20 protein-coding genes are annotated in these 23,499 nt (G+C 65.4%); 12 read left to right on the forward strand and 8 right to left on the reverse strand.

Annotation, left to right across the window (positions count from 1 at the left end):
* Positions 1–145 precede the first annotated feature (145 nt).
* Genes AC3CD9_RS03610 through AC3CD9_RS03620 form a run of 3 tightly spaced genes read left to right on the forward strand, consistent with a single transcriptional unit; the run spans position 146 to position 2,557 of the window.
* Entirely contained in the window at positions 146–793 is a 648-nt protein-coding gene (locus AC3CD9_RS03610) for a hypothetical protein (protein WP_488366338.1), read from the forward strand.
* Positions 793–2,070, forward strand: coding sequence for a CpaE/TadZ family protein (locus tag AC3CD9_RS03615; protein ID WP_488366339.1), 1,278 nt, complete (start codon positions 793–795; stop codon positions 2,068–2,070). The genes AC3CD9_RS03610 and AC3CD9_RS03615 overlap by 1 nt, the downstream gene beginning before the upstream one ends.
* A 10-nt stretch (positions 2,071–2,080) precedes the next feature.
* A complete protein-coding gene (locus AC3CD9_RS03620; protein ID WP_488366341.1) occupies positions 2,081–2,557 on the forward strand; it encodes a DUF6912 family protein in 477 nt (158 codons plus the stop codon).
* A 17-nt stretch (positions 2,558–2,574) separates the two neighbouring features.
* Here AC3CD9_RS03620 and AC3CD9_RS03625 read toward each other — a convergent pair whose 3' ends face one another.
* The gene (locus tag AC3CD9_RS03625; RefSeq protein WP_488366342.1) at positions 2,575–3,039 is read right to left on the reverse strand and encodes a DUF2505 domain-containing protein; all 465 of its coding nucleotides are present in this window, start codon (positions 3,037–3,039) and stop codon (positions 2,575–2,577) included.
* 141 nt (positions 3,040–3,180) lie between these two features.
* On the opposite strand from AC3CD9_RS03625, the gene AC3CD9_RS03630 reads away from it, so the two are divergent.
* Together AC3CD9_RS03630 and AC3CD9_RS03635 are read left to right on the forward strand one after the other, a co-directional pair.
* The gene (locus tag AC3CD9_RS03630; RefSeq protein WP_488366343.1) at positions 3,181–8,061 is read left to right on the forward strand and encodes an NAD-glutamate dehydrogenase; all 4,881 of its coding nucleotides are present in this window, start codon (positions 3,181–3,183) and stop codon (positions 8,059–8,061) included.
* A gap of 234 nt (positions 8,062–8,295) precedes the next feature.
* Positions 8,296–9,813, forward strand: coding sequence for a sensor histidine kinase (locus AC3CD9_RS03635; protein WP_488366344.1), 1,518 nt, complete (start codon positions 8,296–8,298; stop codon positions 9,811–9,813).
* Positions 9,814–10,043: 230 nt separating this feature from the next.
* Here the strand turns inward: AC3CD9_RS03635 and AC3CD9_RS03640 are convergent, their stop codons facing one another.
* Complete coding sequence (locus AC3CD9_RS03640; RefSeq protein WP_009374875.1) at positions 10,044–10,292, reverse strand: WhiB family transcriptional regulator; 249 nt, start codon at positions 10,290–10,292, stop codon at positions 10,044–10,046.
* Between the two features lie 283 nt (positions 10,293–10,575).
* Between AC3CD9_RS03640 and AC3CD9_RS03645 the strand changes: the two genes are divergently transcribed.
* The 4 genes from AC3CD9_RS03645 (at position 10,576) to AC3CD9_RS03660 (ending at position 14,418) form a co-directional block, all read left to right on the forward strand.
* Entirely contained in the window at positions 10,576–11,127 is a 552-nt protein-coding gene (locus AC3CD9_RS03645) for a gamma carbonic anhydrase family protein (protein WP_488366345.1), read from the forward strand.
* Positions 11,128–11,253: 126 nt separating this feature from the next.
* Positions 11,254–12,678: an NAD(P)H-quinone dehydrogenase gene (locus AC3CD9_RS03650; RefSeq protein WP_488366346.1), complete on the forward strand. Its 1,425-nt coding sequence runs from the start codon at positions 11,254–11,256 to the stop codon at positions 12,676–12,678.
* A gap of 121 nt (positions 12,679–12,799) precedes the next feature.
* On the forward strand, positions 12,800–13,141 hold the full coding sequence (locus AC3CD9_RS03655) for a YciI family protein (protein WP_139907488.1): 342 nt from the start codon (positions 12,800–12,802) through the stop codon (positions 13,139–13,141).
* On the forward strand, positions 13,141–14,418 hold the full coding sequence (locus AC3CD9_RS03660; protein WP_488366348.1) for an RNA polymerase sigma factor: 1,278 nt from the start codon (positions 13,141–13,143) through the stop codon (positions 14,416–14,418). Before AC3CD9_RS03655 ends, AC3CD9_RS03660 begins: the two co-directional genes overlap by 1 nt.
* 70 nt (positions 14,419–14,488) lie before the next feature.
* Here the strand turns inward: AC3CD9_RS03660 and AC3CD9_RS03665 are convergent, their stop codons facing one another.
* From AC3CD9_RS03665 to AC3CD9_RS03675, 3 genes are all read right to left on the reverse strand, one after another.
* The gene (locus AC3CD9_RS03665) at positions 14,489–16,300 is read right to left on the reverse strand and encodes an acetyl/propionyl/methylcrotonyl-CoA carboxylase subunit alpha (RefSeq protein WP_488366349.1); all 1,812 of its coding nucleotides are present in this window, start codon (positions 16,298–16,300) and stop codon (positions 14,489–14,491) included.
* A 123-nt stretch (positions 16,301–16,423) separates the two neighbouring features.
* Complete coding sequence (locus AC3CD9_RS03670; protein WP_488366351.1) at positions 16,424–17,152, reverse strand: Maf family protein; 729 nt, start codon at positions 17,150–17,152, stop codon at positions 16,424–16,426.
* Positions 17,149–18,180 carry an SGNH/GDSL hydrolase family protein gene (locus AC3CD9_RS03675; RefSeq protein WP_488366352.1) on the reverse strand — a complete coding sequence of 344 codons (1,032 nt, stop codon included), beginning with the start codon at positions 18,178–18,180 and terminating at the stop codon, positions 17,149–17,151. The genes AC3CD9_RS03670 and AC3CD9_RS03675 overlap by 4 nt, the downstream gene beginning before the upstream one ends.
* Before the next feature lie 64 nt (positions 18,181–18,244).
* On the opposite strand from AC3CD9_RS03675, the gene AC3CD9_RS03680 reads away from it, so the two are divergent.
* Complete coding sequence (locus tag AC3CD9_RS03680; protein ID WP_488366353.1) at positions 18,245–19,705, forward strand: AI-2E family transporter; 1,461 nt, start codon at positions 18,245–18,247, stop codon at positions 19,703–19,705.
* Positions 19,706–19,830: 125 nt separating this feature from the next.
* Here the strand turns inward: AC3CD9_RS03680 and greA are convergent, their stop codons facing one another.
* Together greA and AC3CD9_RS03690 are read right to left on the reverse strand one after the other, a co-directional pair.
* Positions 19,831–20,325, reverse strand: coding sequence for a transcription elongation factor GreA (gene greA, locus AC3CD9_RS03685; RefSeq protein ID WP_101546580.1), 495 nt, complete (start codon positions 20,323–20,325; stop codon positions 19,831–19,833).
* 257 nt (positions 20,326–20,582) lie between these two features.
* A complete protein-coding gene (locus AC3CD9_RS03690) occupies positions 20,583–21,008 on the reverse strand; it encodes a DUF4307 domain-containing protein (protein ID WP_139466807.1) in 426 nt (141 codons plus the stop codon).
* A 123-nt stretch (positions 21,009–21,131) separates the two neighbouring features.
* Here AC3CD9_RS03690 and mca point away from each other — a divergent pair, with 123 nt between their 5' ends.
* Together mca and AC3CD9_RS03700 are read left to right on the forward strand one after the other, a co-directional pair.
* Entirely contained in the window at positions 21,132–22,142 is a 1,011-nt protein-coding gene (gene mca / locus AC3CD9_RS03695; RefSeq protein WP_488366355.1) for a mycothiol conjugate amidase Mca, read from the forward strand.
* 56 nt (positions 22,143–22,198) lie between these two features.
* A complete protein-coding gene (locus AC3CD9_RS03700) occupies positions 22,199–22,522 on the forward strand; it encodes a hypothetical protein (RefSeq protein WP_488366356.1) in 324 nt (107 codons plus the stop codon).
* Positions 22,523–22,627: 105 nt separating this feature from the next.
* On the opposite strand, the gene trhA is transcribed toward AC3CD9_RS03700, so the two are convergent.
* Positions 22,628–23,413: a PAQR family membrane homeostasis protein TrhA gene (trhA, locus tag AC3CD9_RS03705; protein WP_488366357.1), complete on the reverse strand. Its 786-nt coding sequence runs from the start codon at positions 23,411–23,413 to the stop codon at positions 22,628–22,630.
* Positions 23,414–23,499 lie beyond the last annotated feature (86 nt).

Below are 23,499 nucleotides of genomic sequence, written 5' to 3' on the forward strand. Positions count from 1 at the left end.
CATTCCAAATGTCCATCTGCCACCAGATGTCCATCTGCTTGTTGGTGCATTTGGCCAAAAACCTTGCTTTGGCATCATTTGATGCCCAATATTATCACTGAGAAGCGGTTTCTGTCAGCGAAACTTCTGCGAATCTGGAGATGCAATGGAGCTCTCGAAAAGAATCCGACGCCCCCGCTGGACCGATGCGCGCCTCCTCGTCGGTGCGATGCTCGTCGTCCTCACCGTCGTCGGAACCTACCTGCTCGTCGCCTCGGCGAACTCGACCACCCGGGTCTGGGCGAGCGCACGCGCACTCGTCCCCGGTGAGATCCTCGAACCGGCCGACCTCACCGTAGCCGAGGTCAATCTCGCCGATCTCGGCAAGAAGTATCTCTCTGCCGATTCCGATCTGCCGACGAATACGAGCGTGCGCAGCGTCGTGGCGGCGGGGGAACTGCTGGCCGCCTCTGCGGTGGCGCCTGTGTCCGAACTCGAGGGGCGGGTCGTGGCCATCGATATCGCCGGCTCAGTCCCGAGCGTCGTCGACTCGGGCAGTCTCGTCGACGTCTGGGCGCAGCCGGAGCAGAACGGGCTCGACGATGACGGAACGCCGCCGGAGCAGATCGTCGATTCGGCCCCGGTCGCTCACATCAATCGAGACGTCGGCAGCTTCGGGGCAGGTGACGGAGCCCGCATCGAAGTGTTCGTCGGCTCGGTGGACCTGCCCGGCGTGCTTGCCGCACTCGACGGACGCAGCGTGCTCTCCGTAGTCGGTGCCCCGTCCGTTCCTGCCGATGAAAGCGAGCAGTGATGACACAGGTCCTGCTGGCGGTCGACTTCGAATACGACCTCATCCTCTTCGAGCTGCTCAGCGAGATCGACGACGTCACGATCGTCGCCCGCCCTGCCGACGAGGTGGAGCTGCTGGCGCACTGCCGCACCGGCGGAGCCGATGTCGTCATCATCGGGCGCTACTTTCCCGGCCTCGACGCGGAGGTGGTTGCCGCGATCACGGCCGCCGGCGCGAAGGTGCTCGGCTTCGGGGACGACGCTCACGCCCTCGAAGCAGTTGGCATCAGCGCCGTCGTCGCAACGGACGCCGACGCGACGACGATGGCTGCGGCGATCGACGACCTCCGTGCCTCCACCGTGGTCCCGCCGCGTCCGATGTCGCCGCCGGGGCCGGTCGGGGGAGCGGGAATGATCATCACGGTCTGGGGGACCGGTTCGTCACCCGGACGCACTCTCACTGCCGTCAACCTCGCTGATCAGGCCTCCCGTCAGGGCAAGCGCAGCGTCGTCGTCGACGCTGACACGGTTTCCGGCATGGTCGCGTCCACCCTCGGGCTGACAGAGGAATCTTCGCATCTGGCCAGCCTCTGCCGGTCGCAGTCGGACCCGGCGGGGCGATTCGGCGCGCATGCGGTGCCGCATGCATCGATCCGCGAGAGCTTCCATGCGGTGACCGGGCTGACTCGGCCCGAGCGGTGGCCGGAGATCCGCGCCTCCGTCCTCGAGGCTGTGCTCAAACGTCTGGCCAAGGTCTATGACGTCGTCATCGTCGACGTCAGCGACCGCATCGATCCCGATGACGAGCTCGCCGACCCCTTCTACGACCGCCACTGCGCCACCCGTGCCGCGCTCGAGGCCGCCGATATCGTGCTCGTCCTCGCAGCAGGGGAGCCGATCGGCCTGCAGCGCCTGGTCAAACTCCTCGGCACACCCCGGGCCGAGGCGGTGCGCGAGAAGATGCGGCTGGTGATCACGAAGGTGCGTTCGAGTGCGGTCGGCCATCCCGCTGAGACGCGGATCAGCGAAGTCCTCGACCGATTCGTCCGGATCACTCCGGACTTCATTCTCAGGGATGACCGGCCCACGGCCGATGCGGCGATGCTCGCCGGCCACACCCTGCACGAGCAGAACCCCCGGTCCGTTCTTGTCGGGGACCTCTCGGCGATGATCGACGAGCTTCTGCCGGGTCGCCGCCGTTCCCGCAGATCCGTCGGAGGCCGTGACCGTCGCGGCACCGGTCGCCGCGGACGCCCACAGAAAGTCAGGGTGAGTCAGGGGAGCGGACCACAGGACTAGGATGAGGGGCATGGCCATTCGCTGCTACATTCCCACCACCCTGACCGCGCTGCGTTCGCCGCTGACCGACGTCCGCGCCGTCGCCCCTGACGCTCAGGGGCGCAGCCTGCGCAGTGAGGAGTTCGAATCCGCCGAATTCGACGCCATGTGCATCGCCGCGGCCCTGGCCGCGAACGCGGCGTTCGCTCCCGCTGAAACCGAGACCGGCACCGAGGCGGCTCCCGAGCGGCGTGTCATCGTGGCCTATGACGCCCCCGAGTCGAGCCCGGCCGCACCGCTGACCGAGGGATTCGAGCTCATCGGCCTTGCCGATGTCGACATGGCCCGGGTCGCGAGCTTCCACCTCGACGAGGACGTCGTCTGGGACGAGGCGGTGCAACTGGCCGAGGACACGGACTCCAGCGCGGCCGAGGACCACCTCGGCGCTTCCGATCTGCTGTGGTACGACTCTTCCGAACTCGAGCAGCTGCTCGGCGACCAGGACTGAGCCGACCCCAGGGGGTCTCAGGCGGATTCGAAGCGGCGCAGCCGGTCGCTCAGTCGCTTCTCCAGGATCGGGACCACAGCCTGTTCGATCATCGCCCCGAACATCGGGATCGACGAGCTGATCTCGGCATGAGCGGACAGCTTCGTCACTGACTCGGCCTCGCGCAGCTCGAGGACCGCATCGATCTCGACGGGGACGCCTGCGGCGCGTGCGGACATGCGGATCTCTGCCTCATCACCGAGGACATCTCCGGGAATCATGTACACCTCGACCAGCACGGTGTTGTCCGGAAGCCGAGAGGCCAGAGCCGATGGAAGCTCGGCCTTGGGCATCGGGGTCCGCACGGTCATCTCCGTGTCGGGGTCGATGTATTCGGCACTGGCCTCGGAACCGAGCTTCTCCCACACGCCGGGGTCGGCGAGTTTGGCCAAGAATGTCGACAGATCAACCGAATATTCATGATTGAGAGTCAGAGATCGCATAGCTCCAGTTTGCCAGCGAATGAACTGTACTTCACCGTAGGCCGCTCGGCGTGCCTTTCTCGATATTTGGGCATAGTGTGGGGAATGACGATTCGGCGTCGAATCGCATGACGAATGCTCGTTGATCATAGAGGTGAAGCAGTGACTCAGGTCTCAATTTCGAACGTTGCAGAAGAGTGGAGAAAGCAGCGGGGGCAATCGGCTCCCGACAACTTCCTCGATGCGTACTATCCCCGGTTCGAATCAGGGGCCACCGACCCCGAGGCCTACGCGGCCGCGGCGGCCCGTCACTTCGCGCTCGGCACCGAATACGACGGTGAGCGTCCGGCGATCGCGATCTACAATCCGAGCGTCGACTCGCCGGAGTTCAGCGACAACCACACGGTCATCGCCATCGTGCTCGCTGACATGCCCCATCTCGTGTCCTCGATCGTCAGCGACCTCGCTGCCAACGGCAGGGCGATCCGCCGCGTGCACCACCCGATCATCACAGTCACCGGCAACGGCCCGGACGAGAAGATCCTCTCCCCGGCAGAAGCCCCCGCACTCAGTGCGGACACGGCGAGCATTCCGACGGTCTCCGAAGATCCTGCCGACAGCGAAGACGGCGCCCCACAGCAGCAGTCCTGGATCCGCCTCGAGATCGACCGCATCTCGGAAAGCGACTTCGATGCGCTCGAAGAGCGGCTGCGCGGGGTCCTCGACTACGTGGCCGCGGCAGCGCGCGACGCCCAAGCGATGGCTGCGAAGGCCAAAGACATCGCGGCCGAGCTGAGCGCACACGCGCCGCGTCCGGAACTGGCCTCCGAAGCCGAATCCGCCGCCGCCCTGCTCACCTGGCTCGACGGACACTTCACCTTCCTCGGCTACCGCGAATACGACTACACCCACGACGCCGAGCACAGCAGCCTCGAACCGATCGAGGACACCTCGATGGGCATCTCGGCCCTGCGCCCCCTCGTGAAATCACCGCTCAGCCGGGCGGTCGCCGACAAAGCGCTGGAACCGCATGTGCTGGTGCTGACGAAGGCGAACTCCCGCTCCCGCGTCATCCGTTCCTCGTTCATGGATTACATCGGCGTGAAGACCTTCGACGCCGACGGTGAGATCGTCGGCGAGCGTCGCTTCGTCGGAGTGTTCAAACCCGAGTTCTACAACGACAGCGTCCTCAACATCCCGGTCATCGACCGGAAGGTCGCGAAGATCCTCTCGGCCAGCGGATTCCCCACCGGGTCCCACTCGGCCAACGAACTCCTCGGCGTCCTCGAGAACTATCCCCGCGAGGACCTGCTCCACGAGGACACCGAAGAGATCTATGACGTCGTCATGGAGATCGTCGACATGCAGGAGCGCCGGGAGTCCCGCGTGTTCGTCCGCACCGACCCGTACCAGCGCTTCGTCTCCGTCATCCTCTACCTCCCGCGTGACCTCTACAACACCGACGCCCGAGTGCGCGTGCAGGAAGTGCTGCGCAAGTTCTACAACGCCGACAGCGTCGACTTCGATGTGCTGCTGAGCGAGTCGGCGCTGGCCCGCATCCACTTCGTGGCCCGCGTCGCCCGTGACTGCGAACTGCCGCAGATCGGTGCCGACGAGGTCGAGGCCCGCATCGTCGGAGCCGTTCGCTCCTGGTCCGAAGACGTCCACGCGTTCCTCGTCCCCGCCGAGACCGGCGACTCCGGCGCCTCGCATGCCCGGGCCGACCTGTGGTCGAAGGCGTTCCCTCCCAGCTACGGCGAGCACCACACCCCCGCCGAGGCGGTCGCCGACGTCGGTCGGTTCGAAGCCCTCGACGCCGGTCACGGTCCGGCGGTGCGCCTCTACCGTCCCGAACAGAGCACCGATGCCTCCGTCCGTCTCGTCCTCTATCGTCACGACCGGGTCAGCCTGTCCGAGGTCCTGCCCTTCCTCACGGCTTTCGGTGCCGACGTCGTCGACGAACGTCCCCATGAACTCGACCTCGCCGACGGTTCGCACCGGTACATCTACGACTTCGGACTCAGCTTCTCCGAGGAGCTGGCCGATGACGACTACGACCGCATCGCCGAGGCCTTCATGGCCGGCTGGGACGGCAAGAAGGAGGCGGGGGTCTTCGACCGCCTCGTCGTCGCCGGACTCTCCTGGCAGCATGTGACGATCATCCGCGCACTGGGCAAATACCTGCGCCAGGCGGGCTTCACCTATTCCGACGCCTATGTCGGTGAGGTCTACAGCGACAACCCGCAGATCTCGAAGCTGCTCGTCGACTACTTCTCCGCCAAGTTCGATCCCGACGTCGACGACGCCGGACGCGAAGCGACGATCACCGAGATCGACGACGCGATCGAAGCCGCCCTCAGCGAAGTGGCCAGCCTCGACGCCGACCGTGTGCTGCGCTCCTCGCTGGAACTGCTGCGGGCGACCCTGCGCACGAACTACTACATCGACGAATCCGGTGCTCTGCCCACCGCACTGGTGCTCAAGATCCGACCCGACGAGCTCAGCTTCGTGCCGAAGCCGAAGCCGGCTCTGGAGATGTGGGTGTATTCCCCGCAGGTCGAAGGCGTGCACCTGCGCTTCGGCACCGTCGCTCGCGGAGGGCTGCGCTGGTCGGATCGTCGCGATGACTTCCGCACCGAGGTCCTCGGCCTCGTCAAGGCCCAGATGGTCAAGAACGCGCTCATCGTGCCCACCGGGGCGAAGGGCGGATTCTTCCCCAAGCAGCTGCCGCCGATGAGCGATCGGGACGCGTGGATGGCCACCGGTCAGGCCGCCTACGAGGTGTTCATCGAAAGCATGCTCGAGGTTGCGGACAACCTCACCTACGGCAGCGACGACTCCAGCGTCGTCGTCCACCCCGACCGCGTCGTCCGCCACGATGGAGACGACTACTATCTCGTCGTCGCCGCCGACAAGGGCACGGCACGGTTCTCCGATGTGGCCAACGCGATCGCCGAACGCCGTGGCTTCTGGCTCGGCGACGCCTTCGCATCCGGCGGATCGGTCGGCTACGACCACAAGGCGATGGCCATCACCTCCCGGGGCGCGTGGAAATCCGTCGAACGCCACTTCCGCGAACTCGGACTCAACACCGCTGCCGAGGACTTCACCGTCGTGGGCATCGGCGATATGAGCGGCGACGTCTTCGGCAACGGCATGCTGCGCAGCGAGCACATCCGCCTCGTCGCGGCCTTCGACCACCGGGACATCTTCCTCGATCCGAACCCCGACGCCGCTCGCAGCTTCGTCGAACGCCAACGGCTCTTCGACCTGCCGCGCTCGAGCTGGCAGGACTACGACCGGGACCTCATCTCCTCGGGCGGCGGAGTCTTCTCCCGGTCGGCGAAGTCGATCGACCTCAGCCCCGAAGCCGCCTCGGTGCTCGGAGTCGAACCCGGAAAGCGCAGCCCCGCCGACCTCATGTCGGAGATCCTCAAGGCACCGGTCGACCTCGTCTACAACGGCGGTATCGGCACCTATATCAAGGCTTCGAGCGAGAGCCACGCCGATGTCGGCGATAAGTCCAACGATGCCATCCGCATCGACGGCGCCGATGTGCGGGCGCGGGTGATCGGCGAGGGCGGCAATCTCGGTGTGACACAGCTGGGACGTGTCGAGGCCGCCCTGGGCGGCGTCGAGGTCAACACCGACGCCGTCGACAACTCGGCCGGCGTCGACAGCTCCGACCACGAGGTCAACATCAAGCTGCTCCTGCGAACGCTCTTGCACAAGGGAGCCTTCGCCGCGGAAGAGCGGGAGGCGGTCCTGCACTCGTTCACCGATCAGGTCGCCGATCGGGTGCTGGCGAACAACTACTCGCAGAACGTCGTCCTCGGCGAGGCTCGGGCCCAGACCGAATCGATGTCGGGCACCTACGGCCGGCTGCTGGGCTACCTGGAGAAGAATGCCGATCTCGACCGGGCGGTCGAATTCCTGCCCAACGCCGACGAACTGGCCAAACGCGAGTTCAGCTACTACGTGTCGCCCGAACTCGCCGTTCTGCTGGCCTATGTGAAGATGCACGCCGCCGATGAGGTCCTCGCCAGCACCGTGCCGGACGAGACGTGGATGCGTCGCGAACTCGTGTCCTACTTCCCGGACGCTCTGCAGGAGAAGTACGGTGAGCTCATCCCCGAACACCCGCTGCACCGGGAGATCGCGACGGCGAAGCTCGTCAACAGGCTCGTCGACCGCGGCGGACTGACCTACATCTACCGGATGTTGGAAGAGACGCCGGCGTCGGTGCCGCAGATCGCACGCGTGTTCGTCGTGGTCTCGGAGATCTTCGGACTCGATGACTTCTTCGACGCCGTGTGCGCACTCGACAACCAGGTGCCGACCGAGGTGCAGGTGAAACTCCAGCACGACTATGTGCGTGTCCTCGATCGTTCCTCGCGCTGGCTCGTGCAGCAGGCGCCGGACAGCCTCGACGTCGATTCCGGCATCGAGATGTACGGAAAGGTCGTCGAAGCCCTGCGCTCCCGGGTCCCGGACCTCGTCGACGGCTACGATGCCGAGACCATGCAGGCGAAGGCGCAGAGCTATATCGACGAAGGCGTGCCGAGCGAACTCGCGTGGCGCTCCGCCGCCCTGCTCGACGAGTTCGTGCTGCTCGACATCACCCAGCTGGCAGCTCGGGCGAACGAATCCGCCGAGGACGTCGCAGAGGTCTACTACGCAGTGAACGAACGCTTCTCCGGTTCGCAGATCCTCACCCTCATCGGTGAGCTCGATCGCAGCGACCGGTGGTCTGCGCTGGCCCGCGGATCCATGCGTGACGACTACTACGCTGCGATCCTGTCGGTGACCGGGACGGTTCTGGCCGCCACGGATTCGCCGATCTCCGGAACTCCGGACGAACGGGCGAAGCAGCGCCTGGCCGAATGGCTCGAACGCAACGAGACTGTCGTGGGGCGGGTGCTGGAGACGACGGAGACGATCCTCGGACTCGACTCCGTCACCCAGGCGCCGCTGTCTGTGCTGCTGCGCTCACTGCGGTCGATGGTCCGCTCCTCGGCCTGGGAGAGCGAACACAACGGCTGAGGCTGATTCCGGTCGCGGTCGACACCATGGTCGGCCGCGACCGGCCGGGCGCGGCTGATCGGTTCGGCGGCCGTGACCGGCAGAGCGACCACGACCGGCCGGTCGGTTGGGACCGCGCGGACACGGCCGCCTCGGCGGGGCCGAACACCGACCGATTAAGTGGTAGCGTCTGAACATCGACATCTCAGCAGATCCGCGCAATGCGGGTCTGCTGATCTCACCTTGGAGGAACGTATGGTGCTCAACGAACTGCTGGCGGCCGAGGGCATCACGGATGAGTCAGACGTCGAACACATCCATCTGCTCGTCGGGGACTGGCAGCTGTTGGCCGACCTCTCCTTCGCCGACCTCGTGCTGTGGGTGCCGTCGCCCAACGGTGCCTACACGGTCCTGGCGCATGCCCGATCGACGACCGGGGCGACACTGTTCAACCGGGACCTGATCGGAGCGCGTGCGACCGGCTTGGAGAAGGAGCTGCTCGATCAGGCCAGCAGCACCCGCAGCTCTGTCTCCCATGTCGCCGCGGCCCGAGAGATGGGAATCAGCGCCGGATCCTCCGACGTCGACATCCTCGCCGAGGCGGTTCCGATCATCCGCAGCGGCGAGGCCATCGCGCTCGTCGTCCGGTATTCGGAGGAGGTCCGACGCAGAGGTTCGTCTCGCCTGGAGAAGTACTACCGGGAAACGGCGATGGCCCTGATGCGGATGATCGTGCAGGGAACGTTCCCCGATCGCGATGCCCCGTCCGGGGCCCGGCACGGCGAACCGCGAGTCGGCGACGGCATCTTCATCCTCGACCGCGATTCGCATGTGCAGTATGCCTCCCCGAACGCCGTATCGCTCATGCACCGGCTCGGCTACGGGGGAGAGATCGAAGGCAGCTATCTCTCCGAGGTGGTCTCGAACCTCAGTGCAGAGCTGCGTCAGGTCGATGAGACCCTCCCGCTGGTGCTCACCGGGCGTGCCCCGTGGCGGACCGAACTCGAAGTCGGGCGCACGAGTGTGTCCCTGCGCGCGATTCCGCTGACGGACGAGGGAGAGCGGGTCGGCGCGATCGTCCTCGCCCGTGACGTCTCCGAGATCCGCCGTCGCAAACGTGAGCTGCTCTCCCGCGACGCGATGATCAAGGAGATGCACCACAGGGTGAAGAACAATCTGCAGACCGTGTCGGCTCTGCTGCGGCTGCAGACCCGCCGCATCGACAGCCCCGAGGCCAAGGGGGCGCTGACGGAGGCGATGCGCCGGGTCTCGATCATCGCCGTGGTCCACGATGTGCTCAGCCAGGGCGTCGAATCCGAAGTGGACTTCGACGAAGTCGTCGACAAGGGACTGCGTCTGACCCCCGAACTGACCAGCCCTCTGGTGCATATCGAACTCAAACGGTGCGGAAGCTTCGGGACCATCTCCTCCGCCGATGCCACCTCCCTGGCCCTGGCCATCACGGAGCTGATCACGAACGCGATCGAGCACGGATTCCCCACCGAGAACCTCGAGAGTCTGGAACCGGGGGAGTCGCTCAACGGCCATGTGTGGGTGACCCCGGAGCGCAACGGCGACCACCTGAGCGTGACGATCGCCGATGACGGCATCGGGTTGGGGGAGACGCAGAATCCGGGCAATGGTCTGGGCACGCAGATCGTGCGCACCCTGGTCTCGGCCGACCTTGCCGGTTCGATCCAATGGCAGGCGCGCGAGGGCGGCGGAACAGTCGCCGTCCTCGACGTTCCGCTGCGCCCGGACTCCTACGACTGAGCGAGGCCCGTCGGACCGAGCCGCAGAGCAGCCACGCTCCGGCGTCGGTCGACATTCGGCCGGGCGCCGGTGCGTGCACACGACCCCGTCCGCACACACGACTGAGTCCCTTGTTCCGACGACGATCTTTCGCCGTCGGAACAAGGGACTCAGTCTTCGGTGCAGGTGCTGCCGGTGATTCAGTGATGGCTTCGGCAGTCCGGATGACTGCCTTCTCGATGGCCGGCGACTCAGCCGGCGCGACGGGCGCGAGCGGCACGGCGCTTGAGTGCGCGACGCTCGTCCTCGCTCAGACCGCCCCAGACTCCGGCATCCTGACCGGATTCGAGGGCCCACTGAAGGCAGGTCTCTGCAACTTCACAACGGCGACAGACAGTCTTTGCTTCCTCAATCTGGAGCAGCGCGGGTCCGGTGTTGCCGATCGGGAAGAAGAGCTCCGGATCCTCATTGAGGCATGCTGCACGGTGTCGCCAATCCATGGTGACCTTTCGACGAATTCAGTGAACGCGGCTGACTACGCCCGAATTCCGGGCGTGCAACTCTCACAGTCAAGGTTCACATAACGCAATTGGGCGCACAAGGGTCCGGCAGTGTGAAATTTCTGACAAGAATTTTCCCCATTGTCCTGCTATGAGGGCGATCGCGCAAATCGGTCCGCAATTCGTCTTTTCGAGCCTGTCTGAGCGTCTCCGCCTAGACTGTCAGGCACATGCAGACAGCAGGTGAATGCACACAGACAGCACGTGAACCAATGGAGGACTCATGACCAACGATCTCGCCAGCCCCCGCATCGTCTCCGTCGGCGGCCACACACCGCAGATCGATCCGGAGGCGTTCGTCGCAGCCGGTGCCACGCTCGTCGGCGACGTGCACGTGAAGAAGGGCGCCAGCGTCTTCTACGGCTGTGTTCTGCGCGCCGAAGCCGCCCCGATCACGATCGGCGAGGACTCGAACGTGCAGGACAACACCGTCATGCACACCGATGCCGGGAAACCCGTCGTCATCGGCGCCCGCGTCTCCATCGGCCACCAAGCGCTCGTCCACGGTGCCGTCGTCGATGACGATGTGCTCATCGGAATGCACTCCACAGTGCTCAACGACGCCCATATCGGCAGCGAATCCCTCGTCGCCGCGGGCGCCGTCGTCCTCGAAGGCACGCAGATCCCCGCACGGTCGCTCGTCGCCGGTGTGCCCGCGAAGGTGCGCCGGGAGATGACCGACGAAGGAGTGGAGAAGGTCCGGCAGAACGCCCAGTCCTATGTGCGTCTGTCGACCCTGCACAAGGACACCGCCGAGGTGGTCGACCCGAGCTGATCGGACCGTAACCGGCCCGATTGCGGACCGGTCCAGGACCGACCTCCACCAGATCCCAAAGGAACCATTCGGTCGATGCCCAGGGGGCCGTTCGCAAGCATCGTGGCGATTTGAGACAATCTGTATGTGAACACTGAATTTGATTCCACTGCAGATCGCGTCGTCATCATCGGCGGCGGCCCCGGCGGCTACGAAGCCGCGCTCGTCGCGGCTCAGCTCGGTGCCGATGTCATGCTCATCGAGCAGAATCGGTGCGGTGGTTCCGCCGTGCTCACCGACGTCGTGCCATCGAAGTCGCTCATCGCCACCGCGGAGATGATGGACGAGATCGAGCGCTCCGACGGGCTCGGAATCCGGATCGAGAACACCGAGGACACCGAGGCCGTTGCGCGCCGGGTCACCGCCGACCTCGAAGCGGTCAACAAGCGGATCCTCTCGCTCGCCGACGCTCAGGCCAACGACATCTACGAAGGCCTCATCCGGGCCGGTGTCAAAGCCATCCAGGGCAAGGCGACCCTGGCCGGTCGCGACCAGGTCCATGTCGTCGAATCCGGCGGCACCGAGTACACCCTCGAGGCCTCGACGATCCTGCTCTCTGTCGGCGCCCACCCGCGTGAGCTGCCCACTGCGCAGCCTGACGGTGAGCGCATCCTCACCTGGACCCAGCTCTACGACCTCGACGAACTGCCCGAGCACCTCATCGTCGTCGGCTCCGGTGTCACCGGTGCCGAGTTCGCTTCGGCCTACCGGGCACTGGGCACCGAGGTGACGCTCGTGTCCTCGCGTGAGAAGGTCCTGCCCGGCCAGGACGAGGACGCGGCCGATGTGCTCGAATTCGTCTTCCGCAACAAGGGCATGAATGTCCTCTCCCGCTCCCGCGCCGCCTCGGTGACCCGCACCGACGACGGAGTCGAAGTGGTGCTCGCCGATGGTCGCCGTGTCGAAGGATCCCACTGCCTCATGGCCGTCGGCTCGATTCCGAACACCGAAGGACTCGGCCTGGAGAAGGCCGGTGTCCGCGTCAGCGAGTCCGGACACATCGTCGTCGACGGCGTTTCGCGGACCTCGCGGGCAGGAATCTACGCGGCCGGTGACTGCACCGGAGTGCTGCCCCTGGCCTCGGTGGCAGCGATGCAGGGGCGGATCGCCATGAACCACGCGCTCGGCGACGCCGTGCAGCCGCTCAAACTGCGCAATGTCGCATCGAACGTGTTCACCGCACCCGAGATCGCCACCGTTGGCTTCACTCAGCAGAACTATCGCGAGAACCCGACGGACATCGACACCGTGATGCTGCCGTTGGACACGAACCCACGCGCCAAGATGCTCGGCATCGAGGACGGCTTCGTCAAGATCTTCGCTCGGCGCGGATCCGGCTCCATCCTCGGCGGAGTCGTCGTCGGTCCCCGAGCCAGTGAGCTCATCCTGCCGATCACCATGGCAGTCGAGAACCGGCTGACCGTGGACCAGCTCTCCGCCTCCTTCGTCGTCTACCCCTCGGTGAGCGGTTCGCTGACCGAAGCGGCACGGAAGCTCCACCGTCACCTCTGAATCGTCGATCCGACGATCGCAGGAAAGTTTTTCTCCGCAGCTGTCGATCCGGTCGCTCCTCGACCGTCATCATGGTGTCAGGCCGCCCGGCATGACATGAGGAATGACGAAGGAGAACGACATGAAGTACGCACTTCTGCTCATGGGACGCACACAGGATCCTGACTGCGGTGAGGACGGCGGAGCGGATCCAGAAGAATTCATGGCATTCGACAAGGAGATCAGCGAGGCGGGGATCGTCGTCGGCGGCTTCGCTCTGGAAGGACCCGAACTCGGGGTCCGGGTGAGCGGATCAGGAGGCGAATCGCTTGTCACCTCGGGCCCGTTCGCCGAATCGAACGAGTTCGTCGGCGGCAGTTACGTCATCGACGTCGCCGATATCGACGAGGCGATCGCCTGGGCGAAGAAGAGCCCCGCAGCCAAGGCCGGACACATCGAGATCCGTCCGGTGGCCGACTACTGATGGACTCCGACCCCGATGCGGCCGCCCGCGTCCTCAGCGCCATCGGCGAGGAGGATTACGGGCGGCTGCTCGCGGCGTTGGTCACCCGGTTTCGTGACTTCGACCTTGCCGAGGAGGCCCTCCACGACGCCGTGCTGCGCGCGGTCGAGACATGGCCGGGCAGGGGAGTGCCCGAACGCCCTCAGGCGTGGCTGATGGCCACGGCGAAGAACCGCGCCATCGATCTCATCCGCTCCGATGAGGTGCGCACCCGGCACCTCGCCCGCCTGCGCATCGAGGACGATCTGCGATCAGGTGACCACGACGATCACGCGGAGCGCCTCGGCGAGGAGATGGATGCAGCGGATCTGCCCGACGAGCGCCTCGGACTGTTCTTCACCTGCTCCCACCCGACCCTGCGCCAGGACGAACGCATCGTGCTCATCCTGCGCTTCCTCTCGGGGCTGACCACCGCCGAGGTAGCCGCCGGGTTCCTCATCGAGACCGCGACGATGCAGCAGCGGATCGTCCGTGCCAAACAGCGGATCCTCAAGACCGGGATTCCCTTCGGCCGCCCCGCGCCCGCTGAGGTCGGCGACCGGTTGCCAGGTGTGCTGCGCGTCCTCTATCTCATCTTCACTCAGGGCATCAACGCCACGGCAGGGCCCGCACATACGCGAGTCGATCTGCAGCACGAAGCCATCCGGCTGACCCGACTGCTCGTCGGATACCTGCCCGAGCAGACCGAAGCCCGTGGCCTGCTGGCTCTGCTTCTGCTCACACGGGCACGTGGGGCCGCGCGCGTGACGCCGGATGGCCAGCCGGTGCCGCTGGCCGAGCAGGACCGCAGCCTGTGGGACTCACGCCTCATCGCCGAAGGGACCGGACTCGTCGACGTGGCCGCCGGCGAACTGGGAGCCGGGGCATTCACCATCCAGGCGGCGATCGCGGCCCTTCACGCCGACGCCGCGCGATTCGCCGACACGGACTGGAAGCAGATCCTCGTGCTCTATCGGATGCTGTCCGGCCTCGAGTCGTCGCCGGTCGTCGCTCTCAACACCGCGATCGCCCTCGGGCGGGTCTCGGGCCCCGAAGCTGCCATGAGCGCCCTCGACGAACTGGCCGACGATCCGCAGCTGCTGCGTTACAGGCCCTTCCACATCGCGCGGGCGATCACCCTCGATGAACTCGGTCGCACGGCGGAGGCCGAGGACGCCTATGCCGCCGGTCTGGAATGCCCCGGCAATGACGCCGAGTCCGAATACATCACTGCCCGGATCACCGATCTTCAGCGGTGACCCGGGCAGGAAGGTTATGAACTCGGCTCCTGTTCGGCACGAAGCGACCGGCGGCAGGAGGCAGTTCGGCTCAGGCGGCGAAGCGGATGATCGCCTCACCGGACTTCACCGAGGCACCTGCATCGACGAGCACCTCGGAGACGGTGCCCGAGTGACCGGCCTTGAGCGGCTGCTCCATCTTCATCGCTTCGATGACGGCGAGAGTATCACCGGCTTCGACGGTGTCACCGGGATTGACGGCGACCGAGACGATGGTGCCCTGCATGGGAGCGTTGACCGCGTTCGAGTCGTCGACGATCTTCGCACCCTTGCGGCTGCTGAGCCCGCGCTTGCGCCGCGGCACACTGGGGCTGGGAACATGACCGAGGTCGGAGATGACGTCTTTGGGGACCGAAACGGTCATCCGGCGACCATCGACCTCGACCACAACACTGAAGCTGTCGGCTGCAGTACTCATCTGTTCTCCTAGTTGTGGATCGGCAAGCGGATTGACGAAAGCGGTTTCGAGCCAGTTGGTCCAGACCTTGAAGTCGGTGGCGAACGCCGGCTCGTTGACGAGCACACGATGCAGCGGCAGCAACGTCGAGACTCCCTCGATGCGGTATTCGGCCAGAGCGCGGCGGGCTCTGGCCAGAGCCTCGTCACGGGTGGCACCGGTGACGACGAGTTTGGCCATCATCGGATCGAAGTCCGTGCCGACGACACTGCCTTCGCCGATGCCCGAGTCCAGACGCACACCGGGACCCGAAGGCGCACGGTAGTTCTTCACCGCACCGGTGGCGGGGAAGAACGTTGTGGGGTCCTCGGCGTTGATGCGGAACTGGAAGGAGTGTCCGCGCACGGCGGGGAATTCGTCGGGCAGGGCCTCGCCCGAAGCGATGCGCACCTGCCAGCCGACGAGGTCGACTCCGGTGACCTCCTCGGTGACGGTGTGCTCGACCTGGATGCGCGCATTGGCTTCCATGAAGATGATCGTGCCGTCCTCGCCGAGGAGGAACTCGCACGTCGCTGCGCCGACGTAGCCGACGTGGGCGAGCAGGCGTGCCGAGGCTTCGGAGACGATGCGCTCCTGTTCGGCGGTGAGGAACGGAGCGGGTGCTTCCTCGATGATCTTCTGGTTGCGGCGCTGCAGAGTGCAGTCACGCGTGGACACGATCCGCACGTTGCCGTGGGCATCGGCCAGGCACTGGGTCTCGAGGTGACGGGGGCGCACGATCTGCTTCTCGATGAGGCACTCACCGCGCCCGAAGGCACTCTGTGCCTCGCGGGTCGCCGCAGTATAGGCGGCTTCGAGATCCTCGGCGGCAGCGCAGGCGCGGAAACCACGCCCGCCTCCGCCGTGGACTGCCTTGACGACGACGGGGAACCCGATCCGGCTGGCCACCTCGGCGGCCTCAGCCAGATCGGCTACGGCGCCGTCGGAACCGGGCGCAACCGGAGCGTCGACGGCTTCGGCGACGGCACGGGCTCCGGACTTGTCACCGAGGAGCTCGATCGCCGCCGGGGGAGGACCGACCCAGATCAGCCCGGCATCGATGACGGCCTGCGCGAATTGCGCGTTCTCGGCCATATAGCCGTAACCGGGGTGGACGGCATCGGCGCCGGAGCGCTTGGCCAAGGCGAGGATCTTCTCGATATCGAGATACGTCTCCCCTGCTCCGGAACCGTCCAGCAGCCACGCGTCGTCGGCGAGTTCGACGAAGTCGGCATCGGAGTCGGCACGGGTGTACACGGCGACGGCCTTGATGCCGAGGTCGTGGGCGGCCCGGATGATGCGCAGAGCGATCTCACCGCGGTTGGCGATGAGGACTCGGCGGACGGCCCCGGTCGGAACAGTGGTGCTCAGTACCGAGGTCGTGGAGTCGGAGAGGACTGTTGTCATGGTGCTCCTTTGTATGATCACAGAACAATTTAGAGAACAGCACCAAGGGTTTGTAGGACAGCGATAAAAAATTGGGACGAGAACTTCAATGTCCTCGGGCGTGTCACCGGACCAGGGTCGAGTCTACCGCTTGAGAGCCCACAGATCGGGCCAGAACAGCCCCATGTCGGTGACCAACTCGCGCACGACGGGCAGACTGAGGCCGAGGACGGTGAGATGGTCGCCGTCGAGCCGGTCGACGAACGCCCCACCGTAGCCGTCGATCGTCAGCGCCCCGGCCACGTGGAAGGGCTCTTCGGTGGCGATGTACGCTTCGAGCTCCTCCGTGCTGGGTGAGCCGATGAGCACCGAGGTGGCCGACCGCTGCGAGCGCAGAGCGCTGAGTTCGAAGGGTGCTGAGCCGGTTCGATCGGCATCGTCGCCGCGGTCGTCAGCTCCCGCTCGCCCGACTGCGCCGTTCGCCTGCTGCGCCCGCGTGAGCACGGCGACCGTATGGCCCGAATGCAGCTGTGTCCACTGACCGGCGATCGCCGACCACACGTTGCGAGTGCGTTCGGCCGTTCCCGGTTTGCCGATGGCCTGTCCGTCGAATTCGAGCAGGGAATCCCCGGCGACGACGACCACGGTGTCCGCGCCGTCAAGTGTCGGGGGAGCGGACGCGATGATCCGGTCGATGACCGCTCGAGCCTTCGCCTCCGACAAGGCTGTGGTGAGTTCGCCGACGGAGCCGGTGAAATCGTCCTCGAGGGCGCGTTCGTCGACCTCGGAGACGATGATGACCGGGTCGATCCCGCCGTCCCGGAGGATCTGGCGACGTGAAGGGGACTGGGAGGCGAGGACTACAGGGATCACGAGGCGGCTTCCGAACGGTTCGGGACCGGTTCGGCCCTGACGTCCTCTGTCACCGCTGTTTCTTCGGCATCTGGCTGCGCCTCGGCGCCGGTCTGCGCCTCGGCATCCGAACCGTTCTGGGCAGCAGATTGCGCCTCGGCGCCGGGGGCCAGTTCGTGTCGGCGGGCGGTTTCGCCCTTCTCCGGGATGTCGAGGCTGCGGTCGACGACGACCGGTGCATCGATGCGTTCGGCGATTGCGGCCAACAGCGTCGAGGACAGCTGCGCATAGCCGAGTTCGCTGGGGAACCGGCCCGAGCCGTTGAGCAGAGACCGGCGTGTCGTTCCGCTCAGCGATCCCGTCGACCGCAGCGGAACCGCACGCGCGGCCAGGGCGGCCAGCCATTGAGAGCCGGCGAGGACCCGAGAGGTTCGGCGCAGCGACGTCTTGAGCGGATCGCGCAGCCCCGGCAGACCGCCGAGATTGGGGCAGACGAGAACGAACACGGTGTAGCGGCCCTCGCGTTGGAGCCGGTTGATGGCCTGGTTGAGCACGGGTACGCCGATGGTCGCCTGGATCGGGTGGATGATGTCGCCGGTGCCGATCGAGATGATCGCGAACCGGCGGTCGTCGCTCCAGCGGTCCGAAAGCTGACGGGAGAGCCACGGCGAGCGCAGGACTTCGTCGACTTGTCGGTGCAGATCATCCGACAGCGCCGAGGGGCGGGCGGTTGTCTGGACCCGGACGGTGGTGCCGAGCATCCGCGCCAGGCCTCGCCCGATGAAAGTCGGGGGCGCCTGCTCCGGGTCGACGTCGACCCCGCACAGCCAGGAGTCGCCGATGATGGCAAGGGCGGCGGAGTCGTCATCGTCGTTGTCACGTGGGGCGGCGATCGCCTCGGTGAAGGTGGAGAAGCGACGGTTCTTGTCGTCGTCGAAGGAACGGCGCAGCGATCCGGCCTGGTGGCGGAGCAGTCCCGCCGCCGAGGCGCCGGCACCGACGACGGTCGCCCCCATGGTCGCCAGCGTATAGATCAAGCGTCTTCCCACTGATTTCCCTCCTCCGGCGTCATCATTGCACCTTTGTCAGTGCATCAACAACTATTGTTGAGTCATGAGCAAAAACGATCAGCAGCATCCTCCGAACCGATTCCGAGGGGCATGGGAGGCGTTCCGGCGCGGACGCGGATCCTCTCACTCCGAGTCCGAACCCGACGTGACCCCGTCGGAGGCGGTCAGTCCCGAGGAGATCGCACTCAGCCGAATCGAAGCCGAGGCCAAACCGTATGTGGCTCCCGGTCTCAAGCTCGCCGCTGCGTGGTCGTGGCGGTCGATCGTCGTGCTCGTGGCGATCGGTGTGGCACTCTGGCTGCTGTCGAAGATCTCCAGCGTCGTGCTGCCCGTGCTCATCGCCCTGCTGCTGGCCGCTCTGCTCGCGCCCCTGACCGGATGGCTGAAGAAGAAGGGCGTGCCTCGAGGCGGGGCCGCGGCGATCTCCTTCGTCGGGTTCATCGTCGTCGTGCTCGGACTCTTCGGCCTCGTCGGTCAGCAGATCTATTCCGGCATGCCCGACCTCGTCAAACAGGTCATCGCCGGTGTGTCCGGGATCAGCGGCTGGCTGGCTTCAAGTCCCTTCGGCATCGATGCTTCGACGATCTCGAGCTATATGAACGATGCGATCGATACCGCGACGAACTTCTTCCAGAACAACAGCAGCCAGCTCCTCGGCGGTGCCCTGGAGGCCACCTCCTCGGTGGGCACCTTCCTCACCGGTATGGCCGTGTGCCTGTTCGCGACGTTCTTCTTCCTCTATGACGGGCAGAACATCTTCAGGTGGGTGATGAACCTGCTGCCGGTCCCGGCCCGTCCCGTCGCCACGGGTGCCGCTCTGAAAGGGTGGACCACCCTGGTGCAGTACGTGAGGGTCCAGATCCTCGTCGCCGCCGTCGATGCGATCGGCATCGGCATCGGCGCTGCGTTCCTCGGGATCCCGCTGGTCATCCCCATGACCGTGCTCGTCTTCCTCACCTCGTTCGTCCCCGTCGTCGGCGCCATCGCCTCCGGCGCGGTGGCCGTGCTCGTGGCGTTGGTCTCGAACGGTCTGGTCAGCGCCGTCATCATGCTCGCGGTTGTCATTGCCGTCCAGCAGATCGAAAGCCAGGTCCTCCAGCCGTTCCTCATGGGCAAGGCAGTGTCGGTCCATCCGCTGGCTGTAATCCTCGCAGTCACCGGAGGTGGCTTCCTCTTCGGCATCGTCGGCGCTCTCTTCGCCGTTCCCCTTGTGGCCGTGCTCAACAGCGTCGTCAGCTATATCGTGCGCACGAACGCCGGTGATTCGGACGAAGACGAAGCGGAAGACGACGCCGAGCGTGACCCGGACGAAAGCGAGGCCACAGCAGTCCTCGAGACGGCGAAGGAACGGCTCACCGATGCCGTCCACGAGGCCGCGGAAGACGAACGTGCATCAGGTTCCGAACCGACCGATTCGACAGAAACCGGAACAACCGGTTCGACTGCCTCGGGTGAGACCGGTTCGGCAGAACCCGGACGGCCGAAGAAGGGCCCTGACGCCTGAACCTCGGACCAGGCGATCCGGGGGAGCGCGTCCGAATCAGGGTCCAGCAGGACGCGTCTGAACCGGAATGAATAGAGAAGTGGGCGGGTGCGATCGCACCCGCCCACTTCTCTATTCGGTCTCGATCAGCCGGTGAAGGCTTCGACGGAATCGACCTTGACCTCGATGGTCTTGCCGTTCGGAGCCTCGTATGAGGTCTTGTCTCCGGCCTTGACGCCGAGGACAGCCGCTCCGAGCGGCGACTTCTCCGAGAAGACGTCGATATCGGAGTCTCCGGCGATCTCGCGGTTGCCCAGCAGGAATCGCATGGAGTTGCCGGCAACGCTGGCGGTCACGACGGTTCCGGGTGCCACAGTCTTGCCGTCGCTGTCGCTGGAGCCGACCTTCGCGTTCCGCAGCAGCACCTCGAGCTGGCGGATGCGTGCTTCCTGTTTGCCCTGCTCATCACGCGCTGCGTGATAACCGCTGTTCTCCTTCAAGTCACCCTCGTCGCGGGCGGCTTCGATCTTCTCAGCAATCTCTGCACGACCCGGTCCGGAGAGATGCTCGAGTTCCTTCGACAGGCGGTCAAAGGCTTCCTGGGTCAACCATGTCTCTTCCTGGGTGACTTCCTCGGTCATGACTTCTCCTTCTTCGGTCGGTGCACTGACGGGCGTGTCAGGCAACGAAAAAACCGGGCGTATGGGCACGCCCGGAAGTTGAATGAAACTACAGTGTAACGCATCTGCGGAGAAAAACGATGAGTTCGATCACGTCCCCGGCCGTGAGTCGGAGGTTCGCGACCGCAAGATGCGTCCCCGTGCGAGAACTATTCGAAGGTTCTCGAGACCCGGCTCCTGTGGTTCCACCAGGCGGCCGATGCGGTCGAACGTTCGGCCTATTCGAACCAGCAGGAGTCCACGTGTCCGGAGGCGGCCAGCTGAGTCGTGGCCAAGTCCACGTCGATGCGCTTCGGCGAGTTCGGATCGGCGTTCGGATCGGCGGGAACGGTCACCTCGGTGAATCCGACGATCGCTTCCTGCTCATTCGTGGCCTGGACGATGCAGTGCACGTCGCGTTTCTGATCAGGAAATATTCCGACGCTGACGCGCGTTGAAGAATCGTCGACAACCGAATAGTCAAGAGTGCGCGGTGTTGTGGGATTCGTCTGCGGGCGGAATGCCCAGACGGCGATGACGGCGACCACCACGGCGAGGACGATGACGGCGATGATCTTCGCCCGACGACTCAGCTCTCGCTTGGGTCTGCTGGTCCGGCCGTAGCGATCATCATGCAGTGGTGGTGCCACTGTTACCTCAGTCATTGAATTCCTCTTTAAGTACTTCGCGCACTAATCTAGAGTAGTCGATCCTCTGCCGGCGATCATGTCAGCCGCAGCGCCGGCAGCAGGTGGCCACCAGGCTGAATCGAAAGGGACATTTAGGATATGACTTCGCTTCCGTACCATGGGCTGCGCCTGTTGGCCGTCCATGCCCACCCCGACGACGAATCCTCCAAGGGTGCGGCAACGAGCGCGAAGTACGCTTCACTGGGTGCCCGGGTGCTCATCGCCACCATGACCGGCGGCGAGGCCGGCGACATCCTCAACCCTGCTCTCCTGCAGAGCCCGAAGGCCAGCCGCGACATCGCCGGTCTCCGTCGGGAGGAGATGGCGACCGCTGCCGCAGCCCTCGGCGCCGAACATGTCTGGGTCGGTCACGTCGACTCGGGACTGCCCGACGGCGATTTCGACAACAAGACTCCTCCCGGATGCTTCTATCGGGTCCCCGACGAGGTGGCGATGCTTCCCCTCGTGCACATCATCCGCACATTCCGTCCTCAGGTGGTGACCACCTACGACGAGCTCGGCGGATATCCTCACCCTGACCACATCAAGAACCACGCCGTGACCATGGCCGCCGTGGAAGCCGCCGCAGATGCGACCTCGCATCCCGAGCTCGGCGAACCGTGGCAGGTGCAGAAGATCTATTTCAACCAGGATCTGTCGGCCAAGAAGTGGATCACGATTCACGAGAAGATGCTCGAGGCGGGACTCGAGTCTCCGTTCGCCGACCACCTCGAGGATTTCAAGAAGCGTGACAACCAGCGCCACAACTGGCTGAGCACCCGCATCGCCTGCTCCGAGTTCTTCTCGTCCCGTGATCGCGCGCTGCTGTCCCACGCCACTCAGATCGATCCCGAAGGCGGTTTCTTCTCTGCATCGCGCAAGGCCGCTCGCACGTACTGGCCGACCGAAGAGTTCGAGCTGGCTCTCGACCTCACCGGGCGTGAGCCGCTGAACCGGGAGCTGGACTTCCAGGAGACCGACCTGTTCGCTGCTGTGACCTTCGATGACGGTCGTCGCGTTCCCGACGAGGGAATGCTGCCGGACTCGCCGGCTGCCGACGACCTCGACGCTGATTCCGCCGTCCCGACCGAAAGCGACACCCGCGCATGATCTTCGCGTCCTCTCCAACCCCGACTCCGGACGGAGGCGCACCGGACCCGGATCTGGTGACACCCGGAACCGTCGGCTTCCTGGCCACTCTCGCCATCGTCGTCCTGACGATCTTCCTCATCAGGGACGCCTTGCGCCGTGTCCGTCGGGTGCGGGCGCACTCGGGCGCCAGCGATGCCTATCCGATCCCGCTGCGCAGGCATGTGGTGCCCAACCAGTCGAAGCTCTCAGGGCCGGAGGCACCCGAACCGGAGACCGCTGACAGCGACTCCGACGCGGCCGCCGATACCGGACCCTCCGATGTAGATCGCCGAGGCGGCTCGTCGACAGAGCCGATCGATTCCTCCGAATCCACCGACGAACGGAATGAACGAGCCTGAAACTCTGAGTTCTGAGGCTTTGAGGTCCTGAGCCGACAGACAACGGCGCGATCACCGATCGGTGATCGCGCCGGGTGCGTCCGTGCGGACTCAGCCGAATGGAGTTCAGTAGGCTGCGACGGCGGCGATGATGAGTGCGGCGAGGTGGCAGCCGTAGCCGAGGATCGTGAAGATGTGGAAGATCTCATGGAAGCCGAGCCACTTCGGTGACGGGTTCGGACGCTTGATCCCGTAGATCACCGCGCCGGCGATATAGCACACGCCGCCGAGGACGACGAGGAGTCCGACGGGGAAGTTCGTGGCCCAGATCTGGGGAATGTACCCGACTCCGGCGACGCCGAACCCGACGTAGATCGGGACGAAGAGCCACCTCGGCGCGGTGGTGAAGATCGTACGGAAGGCAGCGCCGAGTGCGGCGGCACCCCACAGCACGGACAGCAGGAGGACTGCCTGGTCGGTGCGGAGCATCAGCACCGCCAGCGGTGTGTACGTTCCGGCGGTGATGAGGAAGATATTCGCGTGGTCGAGGCGCCGCAGGACGAGGCGGACGCGAGTGCGCCAGCGGCCGCGGTGATAGACGGCAGAGGTGCCGAAGAGCAGCATGCCGGTGACGGCGAAGATCGCGGCGGCGATGCGCGACTCGATGGTCGGGGCGATGATCACCAGTGCCAGGCCGCCGATCATCGCCAGCGGGAACGCCCCGGCGTGGAACCAACCGCGCAGCTTCGGCTTGACCTGACCCGCCAGCTTCGTCAGTTCGGCGCGCAGCGCCGAGCGGCGACGGGCGATGCGGTGGTCATCGGCGGGCGGAACAACATCCGCACCTGCTGAACCGACCGGCCCGGAGCCGTCGGGAACGACCGGAGAGGAATCGGTGAGCGAAGCATTCATAACTCCATAGTAGCCAGCGGACCTGAGGCCTCATTCAGCATCGTCGGCTAGTAGTCTGTACAGTATTCGAACCGACCGACGACCCA

It is taken from the genome of Brevibacterium sp. MGP-B1 (assembly GCF_057766545.1).

What these genes read in the sequence shown, in the direction of transcription:
- AC3CD9_RS03635 (WP_488366344.1), top strand. Translation starts at nt 8,296, where the DNA reads ATGGTGCTCAACGAACTGCTGGCGGCCGAGGGCATCACGGATGAGTCA.
- trhA (WP_488366357.1), bottom strand. Translation starts at nt 23,413, where the DNA reads ATGAATGCTTCGCTCACCGATTCCTCTCCGGTCGTTCCCGACGGCTCC.
- AC3CD9_RS03690 (WP_139466807.1), bottom strand. Translation starts at nt 21,008, where the DNA reads ATGACTGAGGTAACAGTGGCACCACCACTGCATGATGATCGCTACGGC.
- AC3CD9_RS03655 (WP_139907488.1), top strand. Translation starts at nt 12,800, where the DNA reads ATGAAGTACGCACTTCTGCTCATGGGACGCACACAGGATCCTGACTGC.
- AC3CD9_RS03665 (WP_488366349.1), bottom strand. Translation starts at nt 16,300, where the DNA reads ATGACAACAGTCCTCTCCGACTCCACGACCTCGGTACTGAGCACCACT.
- AC3CD9_RS03615 (WP_488366339.1), top strand. Translation starts at nt 793, where the DNA reads ATGACACAGGTCCTGCTGGCGGTCGACTTCGAATACGACCTCATCCTC.
- AC3CD9_RS03620 (WP_488366341.1), top strand. Translation starts at nt 2,081, where the DNA reads ATGGCCATTCGCTGCTACATTCCCACCACCCTGACCGCGCTGCGTTCG.
- AC3CD9_RS03680 (WP_488366353.1), top strand. Translation starts at nt 18,245, where the DNA reads ATGAGCAAAAACGATCAGCAGCATCCTCCGAACCGATTCCGAGGGGCA.
- greA (WP_101546580.1), bottom strand. Translation starts at nt 20,325, where the DNA reads ATGACCGAGGAAGTCACCCAGGAAGAGACATGGTTGACCCAGGAAGCC.
- mca (WP_488366355.1), top strand. Translation starts at nt 21,132, where the DNA reads ATGACTTCGCTTCCGTACCATGGGCTGCGCCTGTTGGCCGTCCATGCC.
- AC3CD9_RS03610 (WP_488366338.1), top strand. Translation starts at nt 146, where the DNA reads ATGGAGCTCTCGAAAAGAATCCGACGCCCCCGCTGGACCGATGCGCGC.
- AC3CD9_RS03645 (WP_488366345.1), top strand. Translation starts at nt 10,576, where the DNA reads ATGACCAACGATCTCGCCAGCCCCCGCATCGTCTCCGTCGGCGGCCAC.
- AC3CD9_RS03625 (WP_488366342.1), bottom strand. Translation starts at nt 3,039, where the DNA reads ATGCGATCTCTGACTCTCAATCATGAATATTCGGTTGATCTGTCGACA.
- AC3CD9_RS03660 (WP_488366348.1), top strand. Translation starts at nt 13,141, where the DNA reads ATGGACTCCGACCCCGATGCGGCCGCCCGCGTCCTCAGCGCCATCGGC.
- AC3CD9_RS03640 (WP_009374875.1), bottom strand. Translation starts at nt 10,292, where the DNA reads ATGGATTGGCGACACCGTGCAGCATGCCTCAATGAGGATCCGGAGCTC.